The sequence below is a fragment of the Williamsia sp. Y712 genome (assembly GCF_059445525.1).
Window position 1 is genome coordinate 662,118 of the sequence record NZ_JCAIUN010000001.1, and the last position, 15,555, is coordinate 677,672.

Genomic DNA, 15,555 nt, shown 5'->3' on the forward strand with positions numbered 1-15,555 from the left:
CCAAGCCGGCAAAAGCCGCACCACGCAAAGGTGGTCTCGGACGTGGCCTGGCCGCACTGATTCCCACCGGTCCCGCCGACGGGCCGAAGATGGGTTCGGCCGCCACCGACGTGATGTTCGGTAGCGGCCGTACCACGGCAGCATCGTCCACCGGTGACATCGCAGGCGACACCGTCAGCGACACCGGTAGTGGCGACAAACAGGGTAAGCCGACCGGCACAGACACGGCGAGTGCTCCGGTACCCACTCCCCCATCCATCACCGATCCGGATGGAATCGATGATGTGGGGGCGATCTACGAAGAGATCGAACCCAGTCGGATTCAGCCCAACCCGCAACAGCCGCGGACGGCGTTCGACGAAGAGGCATTGGCCGAACTGGTCCACTCCATTCGCGAGTTCGGGCTCATGCAGCCGATCGTGGTGCGCCGGCTGGCCGAACCCGAAGGCACTGCCGAGTACCAACTCGTCATGGGTGAGCGCCGTTGGCGAGCGAGCCAGGAAGCCGGTCTGGAGAAGATCCCGGCAATCATCCGGGAGACCGCCGACGGCGACATGCTGCGCGACGCACTGCTGGAGAACATCCACCGCGTGCAGCTCAATCCTCTGGAAGAGGCAGCCGCGTACCAACAGCTGCTCGAAGAGTTCGGCGTCACCCACGATGAACTGGCGAGCCGACTGGGGCGCTCACGCCCGGTGATCACCAACATGATCCGGCTGCTCCGCCTTCCCATCCCGGTCCAGCGCCGGGTTGCCGCAGGCGTGCTGTCGGCGGGTCATGCGCGGGCGCTGCTCTCACTCGAGGCCGGAGCGGACGCACAGGAAGTTCTGGCGGCCCGGATTGTTGCCGAGGGTATGTCGGTGCGTGCGACCGAAGAAGCAGTGACGTTGGCCAACCGCGACGACGGTAAGACCACTCCCCTTCCTCAGAAACGCAAACCGATGCAGATGCCGGGCCTGCAGGACGTGGCCGAGCGACTTTCGGACAAGCTCGATACCCGCGTGACGGTCGCGATGGGCAAGCGCAAAGGCAAGATTACGGTGGAATTCGGGTCGGTTGGCGATCTCGAGCGGCTGGTGGACATCATCGCGCAGAGTTAGAAAATTCACCGCGAAATCTCGGGTACCGGTGGGTGCGGGTGAAACGTCACAGTGACAACAATGCGAACAATAGGCTCTGATATTGATGAAAGACGTGTTGTGACAACAGAATTGGCGTTCACCATCGCTCGATGCGAACTGGATTCCGTCATCGCATATGCTGAGACGTGTTCTTCGCAGTATTTGGTCCAATGACGTGTTTTCAGGAGGCGGCGGGTCCGTGTCGGTAACGATAACGCCGCTCACCATGGACGGGTTCGAGTCACTTCCCGTGCACGGTCGGCGCTGTGTGTTCTGGGAGATGCAACCGAAGCTGATCCCCGACACGGTGGGTGGAGAACCCTTCGCGAGCGAGTTCGACAAAGAGGCGTGGGTCTCGATGATCCTGCTCGAGTGGGGCACGTGCGGACAGGTTGCGATCAACCGCAAGACCGGCAAGGTGGTCGGAGCCGCGTTCTACGGTTCCCCACTCAGCGTCCCCCGCTCGGCCCTCTTCCCCACTTCGCCGGTTTCCGCCGACGCTGTGATCCTTTCCTCGATGTGGGTGGACCCCGGTCATGACAATGCCGCCGAGGATCTGGTGCGGGCTGTCATCGTCGACCTCACCCGTCGTGGAGTGCGCGCGGTCGAGGCGTTCGGGATCGTGCGATCCGAACGCGCCGACCTGAGCGTGGAACAGGGCAACGGCGAGATCGTCGGCGACGAGACCATTTGCCCGCGCTGCATGATCGACGCGGAGTTCCTCAAAGAATCAGGCTTCGACGTGGTGTCAGCACACCACCGCTTCCCCCGGTTGCGGCTGGAGCTCGACAGCGACCTCGGCTGGAAAGCCGGCGTCGAGAGCGCACTCGAGAAGTTGGTTGTGATGGCCGCCATCGACGTGGCCGGTCGGGAACGTACCGCGGTGACCGTTGGACGACGCGGGCACACTACGGCGCTGACTCAGCCCTGACTCGTTCGAATATTTCCGGGGCCGAACGGGTTCCGTGCAACCCGGTGCGGAACCTGGACTAGCGCGGGATCTGTTCGGACGCGAGCAATCCGGCAAACGTGTAGGTGCCGGTGGGTTGGTCGTCGCGTTCCAAAAGGTACAGGCGCTTGACCGCGACAAGAATTGCCTCCGCGATCGTGTCGCGTACCGCTGGGTTGCTCAGCTCGGTGGCGTCGTGAAGATTGCTGATGTAGCCGATGTCCAACTGGACCGCAGGCATCCGACTGCGGCGCAGGATGTCCCAGGTACGTTCATGCGAGCGGCAGTCTCGCAGTTCGGTTCTGGCAACGATCTCGCGCTGGATGAAGCCCGAGAGCGAACGGCCGATCGTGGACGTCGATCCATGCGGGGTTCCGAAGTGGAAGCAGGCCACACCACTGGCCAGGCTGTTCGGGTAGTGCGCACAGCGCAACGCGATAAGTAGATCGCCGCCAATGGAATTCGCGATCTCGGCGCGCTCTTCGTCCGACGGGTTCTGATCCTCGGCACGCGACAGGAAGGTCTCCATGCCTGCCGCGATCATCCGGCCCTCGAGACGGCGCGCGAGATCCCAGAGGATCTCGGCTTCGATGGCCGATTCGGCCGGATCGGCACCGGGATGGTCACCACCGGAGCCGGGATCGATGACAATGCGTTTGCCGGACAGCTGCGGTCCGAGACGACGGACGTGCTCCTCTTCGCGAATGGCGTGGGGAGAACCACCGGTGACACGGGTTCCGAGCAGTTCCAGGGATCGCAAAGTGGCCGGTCCGCAGATGCCGTCGGCACTGAGTCCGAACTCGCTCTGGTAGTTGCACAGCGCGGCGTAGGTGTCGCCACCGAAGTGGCCGTCGACCAGGCCGGTGTAGTAACCGAGATTCTGCAGTCGAGATTGCAGCGTTGCCACGTCGTCGCCGTGCATGGGGGCCGACAGTTGATAGAACAGAACGCGGGCGCCGAGGCGATACGAGGCCTCATGAAGTGCTCCGAAGGTGGCCGGGCCGACGATTCCGTCGACAAGCAGGCCACGTTGCTGCTGAAATGCCCGAACGGCCTGGTCGGTTTCGGCATCGAAGACGGCTTCGGGCGGCGCCCAACCGTTTGTATCGACCACACGACCCAACAGGGGAACGGTGTCGGCCAGCAAACCCTGATTGGTCAGGATTGCCCGTATTTCGGCGACAGCGGATCCGTGATCCCCCAACCGGAACAACGGCATCGGAGTGGCCTTCCTTCTAACAACAACACGAACTGACGACAATACGGACCTCGATGAGCCGGGACACGAACTCGTTTGCAAGTGTCTCAGCAATCGGATGACAGAGCCAATACGGCCAGGCACCAGAACGGAACCTTTAAGGTCACGCTGCTGATGTCTGGCCGTTGCGCCCTGAGGCGATATTACTTGCCGATGACCCCGTCGAGCTCGCGCAGCAGAGCTGCCTTGCCCTTCGCGCCAACGATGGTCTTGGTGGGCTTACCGTCTTCGAACAGAATCATGGTCGGGATCGACATGATCTGAAAGTCCCTGGCCACGTTGGGGTTCTGGTCCACGTCGAGCTTGGCGACGGTGATCTTCCCGGAGTTCTCGCCGGCGATCTCCTCGAGGACCGGGGCGACCATCTTGCACGGTCCGCACCAGGTGGCCCAGAAATCTACGAGGACCGGCTTGTCGGCTCCGAGTACCTGTTCCTTGAACGTGGCATCGGTGACGACCACGGTGTTTGCTCCCATTGTGTTCTCCTTTTCACAGCTACGTGCAGGCCGTTCAAATGAACGGATCCTGCGATTGGTGGGCGGTTCAGGCCCCGGCGGCGGCCGACACTGCTCCGACGGCTTCCGGTACTTCGGGTGCGGTCGAATCTGCCTGGTCGGCGAGCCAGCGCTCGGCGTCGATGGCCGCGGCGCATCCGGAGCCGGCGGCGGTGATGGCCTGCTGATAGGTGTGATCAACCAGGTCGCCGGACGCAAAGACACCGGGCAGCGAGGTGTAGGTCGTGCGACCGTCGACCAGGACATAGCCGTCGGCATCGAGGTCGACCTGGCCCTTGACCAGTTCACTGCGGGGGTCGTGTCCGATCGCGACGAACATGCCGGTCACGTCGAGGTTCGAGGTCTCACCGGTGACGGTGTCGACCAGCTCGAGGCCGGTCACCGACGTCTCACCGAGAACGCGACCGATCGTTGTGTTGGTCACAAAGCGGATCTTGTCGTTCGCGCGAGCCCGATCCAGCATGATCTTCGACGCACGGAACTCCTCGCGACGGTGGATCACGGTGACGGAGCGTGCGAACTTGGTGAGGAAGGTTGCCTCCTCCATCGCAGAGTCGCCACCGCCGATCACGGCGATGTCCTGGTCGCGGAAGAAGAAGCCGTCACAGGTCGCACAGGCCGAAACGCCACGTCCGAGCAGTTCTTGCTCGCCGGGTACGTCGAGGTAACGGGCCGCTGCCCCCATGGCGAGGATGACCGCCTTGGCGCGATAGGTCTCGCCACCGGCGTCGATCTCCTTGATGTCGCCGGTCAGGCGGACTGCGTCGACGTCCTCCATGCGCAGGTCAGCGCCGAAACGGATCGCCTGCTCGCGCATCTCCTCCATCAACTCGGGACCCTGGATACCCTTCTGGAAGCCCGGGAAGTTCTCGACCTCAGTGGTGGTCATCAAAGCGCCGCCGAACTGTGTGCCCTCGAATACAACGGGCGACAAATCCGCACGAGCTGCGTAAACGGCTGCCGTGTAGCCGGCCGGACCTGATCCGATGATGATCACGTCGTAGACGGTGTCGGTACCTGCTGAGGTCATCGATGCTCCACTTTCCTTCACTGGGTGACAGCTTTATAAACATCAGCCTAAGGGCTTCTGTTCCCGGACACGGTTGTGACGCAGCGCCTGAGAAGACTCACAGGCTTCTGCGGCACCATGGAGCGTATGTATCGGTCGTCGCCACTTCGTGCATCCCGAGGACAGCTCTCGCTGTCGTCGGTGTTGTGGGTCGTATCGCTGACGGCCGCAATGGTCGCCACCTACCTGGTCGCGGTGCACACCGCAGTCGGTCAGCGGGCCGATCAACGGGCCTTCCTATCCCTACGCGGGACCGGTGCCACTGCTGATCTCCCCCACATTGTCGGTCTGGGTTCGGTCACCGACCTGAGGTTGTGGGTGGTGTCGGCCACGGCGATCATCGGATTGGGTCTGCTGGCCCGCCGTCGGCTCAGTATTATTGTGCTGCTTGTGCTTCCGGTTGTCGGGATCCTGCTCACGCAGTTTCTGCGCGATGATCTGCTGACCCGCCCCGACTTCGACGGGCTCGGATGGGTGGCCAACACCTTCCCCAGCGGTCACGCTGCGGCCGCCGCTGGTTGTGTGGCCGCGATCGTGCGGGCCGCGCCCCGTTCGATCGCTCCGGTTGCGGCTATCGCCGGCGTCGGGTGGCTGACCCTGGTGTCGCAGGATCTGATGGTCTGGGGTTGGCACCGTCCCAGCGACCTCATCGGCTCGGTGCTACTGGCGGCCGCACTCATGCACCTGGTGCCCGGGTCGACCGGACGGGGACGGAGTCACGGCGGCAATCGTCTGCTGGTCGGGGCGATCACCGCCCTGGTGGCAGCCGTGGGACCGTTGGTGTGGGCTGTGGCCACCGGACATCTGGCCGTTGCCCCGGTCGGTCTGGTCGCCGCAGTGGCGATCGCCTCACTTGTCGCCGATGGTGGTGCGGCTGATCGTCGCCGGGTTCCCCGTGGTGCAGTCGGTCCCGACGACCAGCGCGTCGAACGTCCCCATCGTGCCGGTGGCCAGCAGGATTACCACGGCACGGCCGCCGGCGTTGTTGATTGATCCGGACCCCAATACTTGGGTCGACGGCGCGATTCGATTGGCGAGCAGACACCGATCCTGCGCTGCCTGATCCACGAATCCCTCATTCTCGGTGCTGCCGAGGACGCTGAGAAGTGTGGCCGTCGACAGGCCGGTGGGGGTCAGGGTGTCGGTGGCTTCGGTGGCCGTGGCCACCGGAGCCCGCTCGGAGTCCCGGGAATCGGCCGTGAAGGAGAAGGTGGCCGCGACTGCGATCCCGACCACCGCGGCGGCTACCGCGAGCGATGCCGCGACGGCGCCGCGACGGCGCGATAGCCAGGTGACCTGTGCACCCCCGCGGTCGGCCTCGGCCAGTGCAGTCAGTGTTTGATCGATCCGCTCCTGTGCGAACGGCGGGACCGGGATCGGTGAGGCGGGTAGCTCGGCCAACTGGGCAGTGGTGGCCTCGAGCGCCGACCAGATGGCACCGGCGTCCGGATCGGCGAGTACCCGAGGTTTCAGCAGTTTCGCGAAGTCTTCGGGGTATACCCCCGCGTGCAGGTCAGCGATGACATCTACGGGGTAGGGCGGGTCGAGCAACTCACTGTCTGGGTGGTCTCGGTTGCCGATACCGAACATCGTGCGGACCCCTGCTTCCCTCGTCATCTCGATGGCCAGTCATCTCGATACTCAGCTAGGACGTCGTCGCGGCACGGTCGGTTCCCTCGGTATCGGAAGTTCGGTGGACCAGTTGTCATCGTACGATTCCCGCGGCCCTGGCCGGCTCGCGGTAGTCGGCGGCAAGTGAGTCGATGGTGGCGTGGGCGTTGAGTCCGCTGGGGTTGGGGACAACCCACACCGGGATGTCGCCGATGGTCCGATCCTGAAGACCTACCGCCGCCTTCCGTTCCCCGAATGCGGTGCGGTATGCGGTGATTCCGGCAACTGCGATGATCTTCGGCGACACCGCGCGGACCGTCGCGATCAGTTCTTCGCCACCGGTCTGGAGTTCCTCGGGAGTCAGCTCATCCGCACGGGCCGTTGCTCGACGCACGAGGTTGGTGATACCGATACCGCTGTCCAACAACAGTTTCCGATCCTCTTCGCGATAGCCCTCCGATGCGTCGATCACCCGATCGACGATTCCGGCGCGGGCCAACGCGGGATAGAAGCGGTTGCCAGGGCGGGCGAAGTGGGCACCGGTCGCAGCTGTCCACAATCCCGGATTGATCCCGACGAACAACAGTCGGCAGTCGGGCCCGACCAGGTCCGGGATGACTGCATCACGATACGACTCGAGTTCGGCGTGTGTGAAACCCATGTCCTCAGTAGACCGCAGCCGGGGCAGTCGCGGCGTCGGTGGGTCGACGGAGCAGGAGGATGGCGGCCAGTGCGGTGAGTACGAGAACGACTGCACCGACCACCGAGGCAACCACGAAACCGTGCACAAACGCGGTCCGTGCCGCGGCCGCTAACTCGTCACCGGTTGCCACAGATGATGTCCGGACTGCGGCGAGGGCACCACCCAGGCTCTCTCGCGCGGAGTTGTCCACGGGGTACGAGTAGTCGAATGTGTTGCGGTACACCATGTTCACGACGCTGCCGAGGATCGCGATGCCGAGCGCTCCGCCGAGTTCGGTGGTGGTCTCCAGCAGTCCGGCCACGGCACCCGCGCGCTCCGCGGGCGCAACCCCGACCACGTAGTCGTAGACCATGGCACTGGTGGCGACCAGACCACCGGCCAGGAATGTCGCGCCGATCAGGCCGGTGATCAGCGAGTCGGTTGTGGTGAACATCGCCAATATTGCGAAGCCGCCACCGGCCACGAGTAGCCCGCCGATCATCACCGGCGGCCGACCGACCCGGGTGGCCAGGATCGCGGTCAATGGTGCGACAAAGGCGATTGCGACCGAGGGCAGCAGACTCCAGAGTGCCGCGACCAGCGGCGACTGACCGAGGACCGACTGCAGGTACTGCGTAACGATGATGGCGTTGCCGAGGATGCCGAACATGGCGATCATGTTGATCCAGATGGTGGTGGAGAAGCGCCGATCGGAAAATTGGGTCAGGTCGACCAGTGGCTCGGCCAGGTGCTGTTGGCGGCGCACGAACATCACGCCGGCAGCAACTCCCACAACCAGATAGCCGACGCGCACCGGACCCCAACCGTCGGACGCGAGCGTCTTGATGCCCTCGATGATCGGGAGGATGGTGACCAGTGCCAGGAGGGAGCTCACGATGTCGATCCGACGCGCCCGGTCACCGGTGTCACCCGGGAGCAGGATCGGGGCCACAACGAGCAGCAGCACCATCACCGGAATGTTGATCAGGAACACTGATCCCCACCAGAAGTGTTCCAGCAGTGCACCACTGATGATCGGGCCGACCGCAACTCCCCCGGTCATCACGGCGGTCCAGGTGGCGACGGCTTTCGCTCGCTGGGTGTCGTCGATGAAGATGTGCCGGACCAGGGCCAGCGTCGACGGCATCAGTGTGGCGCCGGAGACGGCAAGGAGCGCCCGGGCCCCGATGAGCATCTCGGCGCTGGTCGCATAGGCCGCGAGCAGCGAGGCAATGCTGAAGCCGATTGCCCCGATGAGCAGCAGGCGGCGATGTCCGACCCGGTCGGCAACCGCGCCCATGGTCAGAAGCAGGCCGGCCAGGACGAATCCGTAGATGTCGAAGATCCAGAGTTGTTGCGCGGGCGACGGATCGAGATCTGCGGAGATGAACGGTACAGCGAAGAACAGGACCGATACATCCATCGAGACGATGAGCATCGGGAGGCACAGGGCCGTGAGAGCGAGCCACGGTGAGCGGGTGGTGGGCATCCGGTATCCAAACTGTGTACGAACAATACTGTTTATGCGGTACACGGATATTAGGCAGCTAACTGTGTATCTGGCAAGCAGTTAGTAGGATCGCCTCATGACCACCGACGATCGACCGATGCCGCGTCATATGCAGCTCCTCTGGGGACGGGAGGTCCTCGGTCGTCGAGGCCCCAAGCCGTCGCTGTCCATCGGAGACATCGGAGCCGCGGCGGTGGCGCTTGCCGATGAGCGGGGCTGGGACTCGGTCACGATGAAGGCGGTCGCGGAGGTCCTCGGGCTCACCACGATGTCGCTGTACCGCTATGTCGATTCCCGGGAGGAACTGCAGCAGGTGATGCTCGACGTCGCCTTCGGCCGCGCCGATCCCGCCTTGACCGCCACCGGAGACTGGCGCACCCGACTCGAGAGGTGGGCGCGCGGGATCGCGACGGTGTTCCTATCCCGATCCTGGATCGTGACGGCGCCGATGCACACCGCGCCGATCACCCCAAATCTGTTGAGCTGGACCGAATGTGGACTCCGGGCCTTCGACGGGACATCGATGTCGGGCCAACAGAAATTGTCGTCCCTTCTGCTCGTCGACGGATTTGTGCGTAATCATGTCCGCCAGTCCATCCAGTTGGGTGCGGTCACGGAGCGCGGCGTCACCGCCGACGACGGTGCCTTTGAGGCATCGATCGTGAAACTTGCTGCCCCCGAGGTTTATCCGCACCTGGTCGAGGCGGTGACAGACGAGGCGAACACGCCAGGCGACTACTACACAGAAGAACTCACCTTCGGTCTCGAGGTCATCTTTGCCGGCCTCGAGGCCCGGATGGACAGCCTATGAGTTGGCCTCTTCGGCCGAAGATCGCAGATGTCCCAGCGCCACAGCAAGTTTGGCGCGTCCCCGCGCACAACGACTCTTGATCGTCCCGGTGGGCACACCCAGGATCGCCGATGCCTCGGCCACCGAATATCCCTCGATGTCGACCGCCACGATGGCTGCTCGCTGATCCGCAGGCAAGGCGTCGAGGGCTCGGCCGATCGAGACCGACAGGTCGACGTCACCGTGCTGGTCGTGAGGATCTGCCAGCTCGGAGATGTCGAACTCCGGTAGCGGCACTGTCAGGCGCGACTTGTTGTGGCGAATCCGGTCGAGACATGCGTTGACCACGATGCGGTGCATCCACGAGCTGACCTTGGCGTCGGCCCGAAACCGATGGGCCATCCGGTGTGCGTTGAGCAGTGCATCCTGCAGAGCGTCCGCCGCATCCTCGTCAGAATGCGAGGTCCGGCGCGCAACCGCCCACAAATGACCCCGCAACCGCGTGATCAGTATCCCGAACGCATCGGAGTCCCCCTCCACGTGAGCCGCAAGCAATTCCTCATCAGTCCGTGCATCATCCCCACAGACCTCCCCCCACTCGGCCATGGGTGGAGACTAATGGAGGCAAACGTTCCACGCGATGGCAGACGCCAAATCCGTATCCCCCCGTCGGCAGGGGAAATGAGTCCGTGAGGTTTGCGTTCTACTCCACCCGGAGACACTGCAAGCAGAACGTGTCCAGGAACGTTTGTGATTGGTGTGACGAAGGATGAGCAAGTGGTGAATGAAAAGGAATCCTCTGAGCCCGCTTTCGAGCAGCTGGTGGGCCAGTTGAATTATCCGATGTTTGTTGTGACGACCCGCGCTTCGGATCGTATGGCAGGCTGTCTGGTCGGCTTTGCGAGCCAGGCCAGCATCAGTCCGTCCCGGTTCTTCGTCGGCGTGTCCAAGAGCAATCACACCTTTGGGGTCGCTCAGGATGCGGAGTATCTCGCCGTGCATGTCCTTGCTCGTAAGGACCTCGACCTCGCGCGCCTGTTCGGTTCGGAAACCGGCGACGAGGTGGACAAGTTCAAACGATGCCAGTGGCATGAAGGCCCGCATGGGTTGCCGATCCTCGATGATGCGGCCGCGTGGTTCGTCGGCCGAATCGTCCGGAGAATCGACGCCGGGGACCACGAAGGAATGCTGGTGGAACCGTTTGACGGTGCGACAACGCCCGCGGCCACCCAGGAACTGGTGAGTTTCTCCGATGTCCGAGACCTCGAGCCAGGACACGACGCATGAACGATTCAAAGGTTCGGTTGTTGCCCTCGGGTGAGGTGGACATCACGGCGCTGGCCGTCGACTGGTACGGGGATCCGCCCGTGGGTGTCCGGGCGAACATGGTGACGAGCCTGGACGGGGAAGCGGCGTTCGACGGGCGGGTACGCCAGATCTCGGGTGCCACCGACCAAGCCTTGTTGAAGGCTCTGAGAATCTTCGCCGACGTGGTGTTGGTCGGGGCCGGCACCGTGCGTGCCGAGAACTACGGGCCGGTGGTCCTGAAAGACGCCTACCAGCGGGTACGTGAACAGCGCGGGGCGATGACCGCACCGCCGATCGCGGTGGTCACCAATACCGGTGTCTTACCCGAAACCTCACGACTGATAGGTGCCACTCCCCCGCCGATCATCGTCACGACCACCCGCGCGCGAACCAGGGCGCAGGATTACGGAGCCGACGTGATCGCTGTCGGCGATGAGTCCGTCGACCTTCCGGCGGCAATCGCGGCGCTGAAAGATCGTGGGATGAAACACATTCTGTGCGAGGGCGGTCCGACATTGCTGGACGCGCTTGCCGCTGCCGACCTGGTCGACGAATTGTGTTTGACGGTGGCGCCGAAATTCGCAGGGCTCCAAGAACATACCCCTCGGGCGCGCCCTGTGGGTCGACTCGCCGAGCCGCGTGGCCTGACGCTCGCGCATGCCCTCGCACACGACAATTTCTTGTTCCTGAGATACGTTCGCTGACCTGGTGGGCCGCCTACGCAAGCGGGATCGAGATCAGCATTCGGGCTGCGGTCGGGAGACGATCTACACTGGTGAGATTCCGGGGATCTCTCGGCCGTATGCCGTCCCCGGAAGGAATGCCATCACTTCATCCCCCGCACCCCATGAGATCTACCTCGTCCCTCCCGAGCCGGAGACCCCGGAATCGGTCGTCCGGGAGTCTGCCGCGTCGGTGGCCCGCCTGCGGGAACAGCCGAACGTCGTGGGCTTCGAAGGTCGGTACGCGCTCGCCATCTCGTCGACCACTCCGCAAGAGGCGATGGTCGAGGATCTGCTGTTCATCCGTGGTGTCCTCGACGCTGCCGAGATCGCCTACCTCCTGGTGCGCGGCAACGACGAACGACCGGTGATCGCGATCGCATGGCCGGACCGCGCCGCCTTCAAGGCAGCAATGGTCGCCGCTTGCGAGCGGGAACCGTTCTACTCGAAAACTGTTGATGCAGAACGGGGTAAGGCGGTACTGGTAGGCGATGGGAAACTGTCGCAATCCACGAAAGCAAGAATCTTTCGGCTCTATCGACCGCGCGTCGAACCGAAGAGCGGGCTGCACTACGGCGCTGCGACCGCCGTGCAGATAGAGCTGTGGTCTTTCGATGACACCGAGATCACCCTGCCGATCGAGAATTCGTTGACCCGGCGGACCATTCCGACGGACGAAGCCGTCCGTGGGACCGTCGAGCGCTACGGTCTGACCTGGCCCACCATCGAGAACATGTTCGCCGGACATGCCTCCGACATCAATTTCGACATCGACATCGTCTTCTCCTGGGTCGACGGGTCATCGGCGGAGTTCCAGGCTCAGCGGGCCAAGCGAATGCAGAATTACATTGTCGGAGAAGGGGATGCGTCGGCCGCGCGGTACCGCCAGATCGACGAACTGAAGTATGCGTTGCGCTCGGTCCACATGTACGCGCCCTGGATTCGCCGGATCTTCGTCGCCACCGACTCACCGCGCCCGGCGTGGCTGGCCGACGATCCTCGGGTGACCTTCGTCCCGAGCGAGGAGTTCTTCGTCGACACGTCGGTTCTGCCGACGCACAACTCTCAGGCCGTCGAGAGCCAGCTCCACCACATCCCGGGGTTGTCCGAGCATTTCCTGTACTCCAACGACGACATGTTCTTCGGACGTCCGGTCGGACCGCAGGCGTTCTTCTCCTCGGGAGGGGTGAGCATGTTCATCGAGGCGACCACGCGGATCGGACTCGGCTACAGCGACGCCGACCGCAGTGGTTTCGAGAATGCCGCCAGGGTCAACCGCCGTTTGCTTCAGAACCGATTCGGACTGATGACGACGCGGCACCTCGAACATGCGGCAACTCCGTTGCGCAAGAGCGTGTTACAGGAGATGGAAAAAGAATTCCCCGAGGAGTTCGCCGCCACCGCCGCCAGCGCTTTTCGCACCAGTTCGAATATCTCGGTGACCAATTCGCTGTACCACTACTACGCGCTCATGACCGGTCGCGCTGTGGTGCAGAAAGACGCCAAGGTCAAGTACATCGACACGACCGCCGTGGCGGGACTCAAGGCCATGGGGAAGATGCTGCCGCGGCGGGCCGTCGACTTCTTCTGTCTCAACGACGGCAGTACCCCCGAGGTCGATCTGGAACTCCGCACCCAGACGGTGATCGGCTTCCTCGACCGCTACTTCCCCATCGCCGCACCATGGGAGACGGCGGCAGGGGCGGCGTCGGACTAGTGCCCCGACGCTAGTTCCGGCTGACCGGGCTTCGCCGGGTGCTCTCGGCGATCCGGATATCGGCTGCGGCCAGTCGGCGCGCGGTCTCGTCGGGTGAAACATATTCGCCCACAGTCGCATACGTGCCGATGGGTACGGCTGAATGGACGACGGTGGAGTCGTAGACGTGGATGAGGTTGAAGCCTTGTCCCCCGTCGCGGCCGCGCATCGCCCCGGCCGGCACGTTGAGATCCTGGTTGTAGCAGGTGGCTGCGGCCACGGAGACCGGTATCCCGGCGAACGTCGCGTTGGTCGAATAGTGCAGATGTCCGGCAATGATGGAGCGGACATCGCTGCCCTGCAACACATCTGCGAGTCGGTGCTGATCGCGTAGTTCTACGAGGACCGCGAGATCGAGTACACACGGCACGGGTGGGTGGTGCATCGCAAGAATGGTGCCGTGTTCGGCAGGTGTCGCCAAAAGATCTGTGAGCCAAGCGAGTTGAGCGTCGGTCACCTCGCCGTGGTGCAGGCCGGGGACGGTTGAGTCCAGGGTGATGATCCGCAGACCGCCGACGTCGTGCACCATGTCGATGGACCCGGTGTCCGGCGGCTGGTCGAGCAGTTCCACTCGGAAGACGGCGCGATCGTCATGATTGCCCATCGCCCAGATGAGCTCGGCTCCGAGCCGGTCGGCGACGGGTTCGACCATGCCGCGCAGCGTCTCATAGGCGCGTGGATCGCCTTTGTCGGTCAGGTCACCGGTGAAGACCAGTGCATCGATCGCGACACCGGATCCGGTGAGTTCGGTGAGGATCTGGCGTAACCGCGCCTTGCTGTCGACACCGCCGTACAGATCGCCGTCACCGTCGATCAGATGGGTGTCGCTGATGTGCACTATGCAGTGATTCGGCCTGGGGTATTCGGCCGTTCGAGCCACCATCAACGCACTCGCTTCCGATCGGCCCTGCGCTGCTGCGGTTGTGTCGGGCGGACGCCCGGGCTGACAACCGTCACCAACACACACTAGCGAAACACATCGAGAAACCCTGAACGCGGACGTCGCCAGGACAGCAGATGAACATCTGCGGTTGCTTCCGGAGACGCGTCGGTGGCCCGGTGACTGCCGGCACGGTCGGTTACGGCGGGTGGTTCGCAGCGAGATCCCGGGGCTGAGCTCAGTGCGCCCGCATCGGGTCTGGCAGGCTGGTGAACGCCGGAAGGGGGTGGACGATGGGAGTGACCGGACGTCGTCGACAGGCCGCGAGGATGATCCTGATCGACGAGGTCGGCCGAATCCTGCTGTTCCGTGGGGTCGATCCGATGAACTCGTCAGGCGGGACATGGTGGTTCACCCCCGGGGGCGGCCGCGAAGGCGACGAGACCGATGAGCAGACCGCCCGGCGTGAGGTGTTCGAGGAAACCGGTCATCGGGTGGACGTGATGTCGGGGCCCGTGATGCACCGCGAGTTCGACGTCGTCTTCGCCGGGGAACCCATCCATCAGGTGGAGGTCTATTTCGTCGCGTACGTGCCGGCATTCGAGCCGCATTCGATCGGCTGGACCGAACTCGAGCGGCACACGATCCTCGACCACCGCTGGTGGTCACCAGCCGAGCTGGAGTCCAGCACCGAACTGATCTTCCCGACGAACCTGGCCGACCTCGTCCGTCGCCTCGGCGCAGCGGATCAGCGGTAGCCGACGACTAGTGGGGATCGGTCCATACGCCGGAACTCCCCCGCCGGAACGAGTCCATCAAATGGGTGTCGACGATCCCGATGGCCTCCATCAGCGCATACATGGTGGTCGGGCCGACGAATCGAAAACCCTTTGCCCGCAATGCCTTGGACATCGCAACAGACTCGGGCGAGGTGGTCGGCACCTCGGCCATGGTCCGCGGGCGCGGGGTCGTCTCCGGCTTGTACGACCAGAGGAAGTCGACCAAACCGCCGTCGGCGCGCAGATTCTGGGCGGCCCGTGCGTTCCCGATGGTGGCCTCGATCTTGCCCCGGTGCCGGATGATGCGGGCGTCGGTGAGCAGTCGGGCGACCTCGGGTTCCCCGTAACCGGCCACGGTGTCGACATCGAAGTCGGCGAAGACCTCCCGGAACGCCGGACGTTTGCGCAGAATGGTCGCCCACGACAGTCCGGCCTGAAACCCCTCCAGCGCAAGACGTTCGAAGTGGGCGTTCTCGCCGGAGACCGGCATGCCCCACTCGGTGTCGTAGTACTCGCGCATCAAACCCGTCTGTGCGGCCCAGGCGGGCCGGATCAGCCCATCCTCACAGCGCACCGCACCCACCGGCAGGTCGTCGGTCACAGCG

General features: G+C 63.8%; 16 protein-coding genes and 1 pseudogene. 8 read left to right on the forward strand and 9 right to left on the reverse strand.

What is annotated here, in order from left to right:
• Nucleotides 1-47: 47 nt before the first annotated feature.
• The gene (locus AC1D75_RS03260; RefSeq protein ID WP_495515965.1) at nt 48-1,100 is read left to right on the forward strand and encodes a ParB/RepB/Spo0J family partition protein; all 1,053 of its coding nucleotides are present in this window, start codon (nt 48-50) and stop codon (nt 1,098-1,100) included.
• A 220-nt stretch (nt 1,101-1,320) separates the two neighbouring features.
• Nucleotides 1,321-2,052 carry a hypothetical protein gene (locus AC1D75_RS03265; RefSeq protein ID WP_495513874.1) on the forward strand — a complete coding sequence of 244 codons (732 nt, stop codon included), beginning with the start codon at nt 1,321-1,323 and terminating at the stop codon, nt 2,050-2,052.
• Nucleotides 2,053-2,110: 58 nt separating this feature from the next.
• Here AC1D75_RS03265 and AC1D75_RS03270 read toward each other — a convergent pair whose 3' ends face one another.
• The 3 genes from AC1D75_RS03270 to trxB form a co-directional block, all read right to left on the reverse strand.
• Complete coding sequence (locus AC1D75_RS03270) at nt 2,111-3,289, reverse strand: N-acetylmuramoyl-L-alanine amidase (RefSeq protein ID WP_495513875.1); 1,179 nt, start codon at nt 3,287-3,289, stop codon at nt 2,111-2,113.
• A 182-nt stretch (nt 3,290-3,471) separates the two neighbouring features.
• Nucleotides 3,472-3,804: a thioredoxin gene (gene trxA, locus AC1D75_RS03275; RefSeq protein WP_495513876.1), complete on the reverse strand. Its 333-nt coding sequence runs from the start codon at nt 3,802-3,804 to the stop codon at nt 3,472-3,474.
• Between the two features lie 67 nt (nt 3,805-3,871).
• Nucleotides 3,872-4,873, reverse strand: coding sequence for a thioredoxin-disulfide reductase (trxB, locus tag AC1D75_RS03280; RefSeq protein ID WP_495513877.1), 1,002 nt, complete (start codon nt 4,871-4,873; stop codon nt 3,872-3,874).
• 210 nt (nt 4,874-5,083) lie between these two features.
• Between trxB and AC1D75_RS03285 the strand changes: the two are divergent.
• A pseudogene (locus tag AC1D75_RS03285) lies at nt 5,084-5,590 on the forward strand (phosphatase PAP2 family protein); the annotation flags it as partial.
• A 171-nt stretch (nt 5,591-5,761) separates the two neighbouring features.
• Here AC1D75_RS03285 and AC1D75_RS03290 read toward each other — a convergent pair.
• The 3 genes from AC1D75_RS03290 to AC1D75_RS03300 all read right to left on the reverse strand — a co-directional run bounded on the left by AC1D75_RS03290 (nt 5,762) and on the right by AC1D75_RS03300 (nt 8,694).
• On the reverse strand, nt 5,762-6,529 hold the full coding sequence (locus AC1D75_RS03290; protein WP_495513878.1) for an RsmA family anti-sigma factor: 768 nt from the start codon (nt 6,527-6,529) through the stop codon (nt 5,762-5,764).
• 88 nt (nt 6,530-6,617) lie between these two features.
• Nucleotides 6,618-7,184 carry a G/U mismatch-specific DNA glycosylase gene (gene mug, locus AC1D75_RS03295; protein ID WP_495513879.1) on the reverse strand — a complete coding sequence of 189 codons (567 nt, stop codon included), beginning with the start codon at nt 7,182-7,184 and terminating at the stop codon, nt 6,618-6,620.
• A gap of 4 nt (nt 7,185-7,188) precedes the next feature.
• Nucleotides 7,189-8,694 (reverse strand): MFS transporter, encoded by a 1,506-nt coding sequence (locus AC1D75_RS03300; protein WP_495513880.1) that lies wholly within the window; start codon nt 8,692-8,694, stop codon nt 7,189-7,191.
• Nucleotides 8,695-8,791: 97 nt separating this feature from the next.
• Between AC1D75_RS03300 and AC1D75_RS03305 the strand changes: the two genes are divergently transcribed.
• Nucleotides 8,792-9,526, forward strand: a complete 735-nt coding sequence (locus AC1D75_RS03305) for a TetR/AcrR family transcriptional regulator (protein ID WP_495513881.1) — start codon at nt 8,792-8,794, stop codon at nt 9,524-9,526.
• Here the strand turns inward: AC1D75_RS03305 and sigM are convergent.
• A complete protein-coding gene (sigM, locus tag AC1D75_RS03310; RefSeq protein WP_495513882.1) occupies nt 9,521-10,111 on the reverse strand; it encodes an RNA polymerase sigma factor SigM in 591 nt (196 codons plus the stop codon). The two genes, AC1D75_RS03305 and sigM, sit on opposite strands and share 6 nt — an antisense overlap.
• Before the next feature lie 174 nt (nt 10,112-10,285).
• On the opposite strand from sigM, the gene AC1D75_RS03315 reads away from it, so the two are divergent.
• From AC1D75_RS03315 to AC1D75_RS03325, 3 genes are all read left to right on the forward strand, one after another.
• The gene (locus AC1D75_RS03315; protein ID WP_495515966.1) at nt 10,286-10,792 is read left to right on the forward strand and encodes a flavin reductase family protein; all 507 of its coding nucleotides are present in this window, start codon (nt 10,286-10,288) and stop codon (nt 10,790-10,792) included.
• Nucleotides 10,789-11,517: a pyrimidine reductase family protein gene (locus tag AC1D75_RS03320; RefSeq protein ID WP_495513883.1), complete on the forward strand. Its 729-nt coding sequence runs from the start codon at nt 10,789-10,791 to the stop codon at nt 11,515-11,517. Before AC1D75_RS03315 ends, AC1D75_RS03320 begins: the two co-directional genes overlap by 4 nt.
• A gap of 298 nt (nt 11,518-11,815) precedes the next feature.
• Nucleotides 11,816-13,252: a stealth family protein gene (locus tag AC1D75_RS03325; RefSeq protein ID WP_495515967.1), complete on the forward strand. Its 1,437-nt coding sequence runs from the start codon at nt 11,816-11,818 to the stop codon at nt 13,250-13,252.
• A 10-nt stretch (nt 13,253-13,262) separates the two neighbouring features.
• Here AC1D75_RS03325 and AC1D75_RS03330 read toward each other — a convergent pair whose 3' ends face one another.
• A complete protein-coding gene (locus tag AC1D75_RS03330) occupies nt 13,263-14,174 on the reverse strand; it encodes a phosphodiesterase (RefSeq protein WP_495513884.1) in 912 nt (303 codons plus the stop codon).
• A 290-nt stretch (nt 14,175-14,464) separates the two neighbouring features.
• On the opposite strand from AC1D75_RS03330, the gene AC1D75_RS03335 reads away from it, so the two are divergent.
• Nucleotides 14,465-14,929, forward strand: a complete 465-nt coding sequence (locus tag AC1D75_RS03335; protein WP_495513885.1) for an NUDIX hydrolase — start codon at nt 14,465-14,467, stop codon at nt 14,927-14,929.
• Nucleotides 14,930-14,936: 7 nt separating this feature from the next.
• Here AC1D75_RS03335 and AC1D75_RS03340 read toward each other — a convergent pair whose 3' ends face one another.
• Nucleotides 14,937-15,551, reverse strand: a complete 615-nt coding sequence (locus AC1D75_RS03340; protein WP_495513886.1) for a DNA-3-methyladenine glycosylase I — start codon at nt 15,549-15,551, stop codon at nt 14,937-14,939.
• Nucleotides 15,552-15,555: the final 4 nt, after the last annotated feature.

Excerpts from the sequence above, each read along its gene's own strand:
- AC1D75_RS03270 (WP_495513875.1), bottom strand. The coding sequence starts at position 3,289 with ATGCCGTTGTTCCGGTTGGGGGATCACGGATCCGCTGTCGCCGAAATA.
- trxA (WP_495513876.1), bottom strand. The coding sequence starts at position 3,804 with ATGGGAGCAAACACCGTGGTCGTCACCGATGCCACGTTCAAGGAACAG.
- trxB (WP_495513877.1), bottom strand. The coding sequence starts at position 4,873 with ATGACCTCAGCAGGTACCGACACCGTCTACGACGTGATCATCATCGGA.
- AC1D75_RS03290 (WP_495513878.1), bottom strand. The coding sequence starts at position 6,529 with ATGACGAGGGAAGCAGGGGTCCGCACGATGTTCGGTATCGGCAACCGA.
- mug (WP_495513879.1), bottom strand. The coding sequence starts at position 7,184 with ATGGGTTTCACACACGCCGAACTCGAGTCGTATCGTGATGCAGTCATC.
- AC1D75_RS03300 (WP_495513880.1), bottom strand. The coding sequence starts at position 8,694 with ATGCCCACCACCCGCTCACCGTGGCTCGCTCTCACGGCCCTGTGCCTC.
- AC1D75_RS03305 (WP_495513881.1), top strand. The coding sequence starts at position 8,792 with ATGACCACCGACGATCGACCGATGCCGCGTCATATGCAGCTCCTCTGG.
- sigM (WP_495513882.1), bottom strand. The coding sequence starts at position 10,111 with ATGGCCGAGTGGGGGGAGGTCTGTGGGGATGATGCACGGACTGATGAG.
- AC1D75_RS03320 (WP_495513883.1), top strand. The coding sequence starts at position 10,789 with ATGAACGATTCAAAGGTTCGGTTGTTGCCCTCGGGTGAGGTGGACATC.
- AC1D75_RS03325 (WP_495515967.1), top strand. The coding sequence starts at position 11,816 with ATGGTCGAGGATCTGCTGTTCATCCGTGGTGTCCTCGACGCTGCCGAG.
- AC1D75_RS03330 (WP_495513884.1), bottom strand. The coding sequence starts at position 14,174 with ATGGTGGCTCGAACGGCCGAATACCCCAGGCCGAATCACTGCATAGTG.
- AC1D75_RS03335 (WP_495513885.1), top strand. The coding sequence starts at position 14,465 with ATGGGAGTGACCGGACGTCGTCGACAGGCCGCGAGGATGATCCTGATC.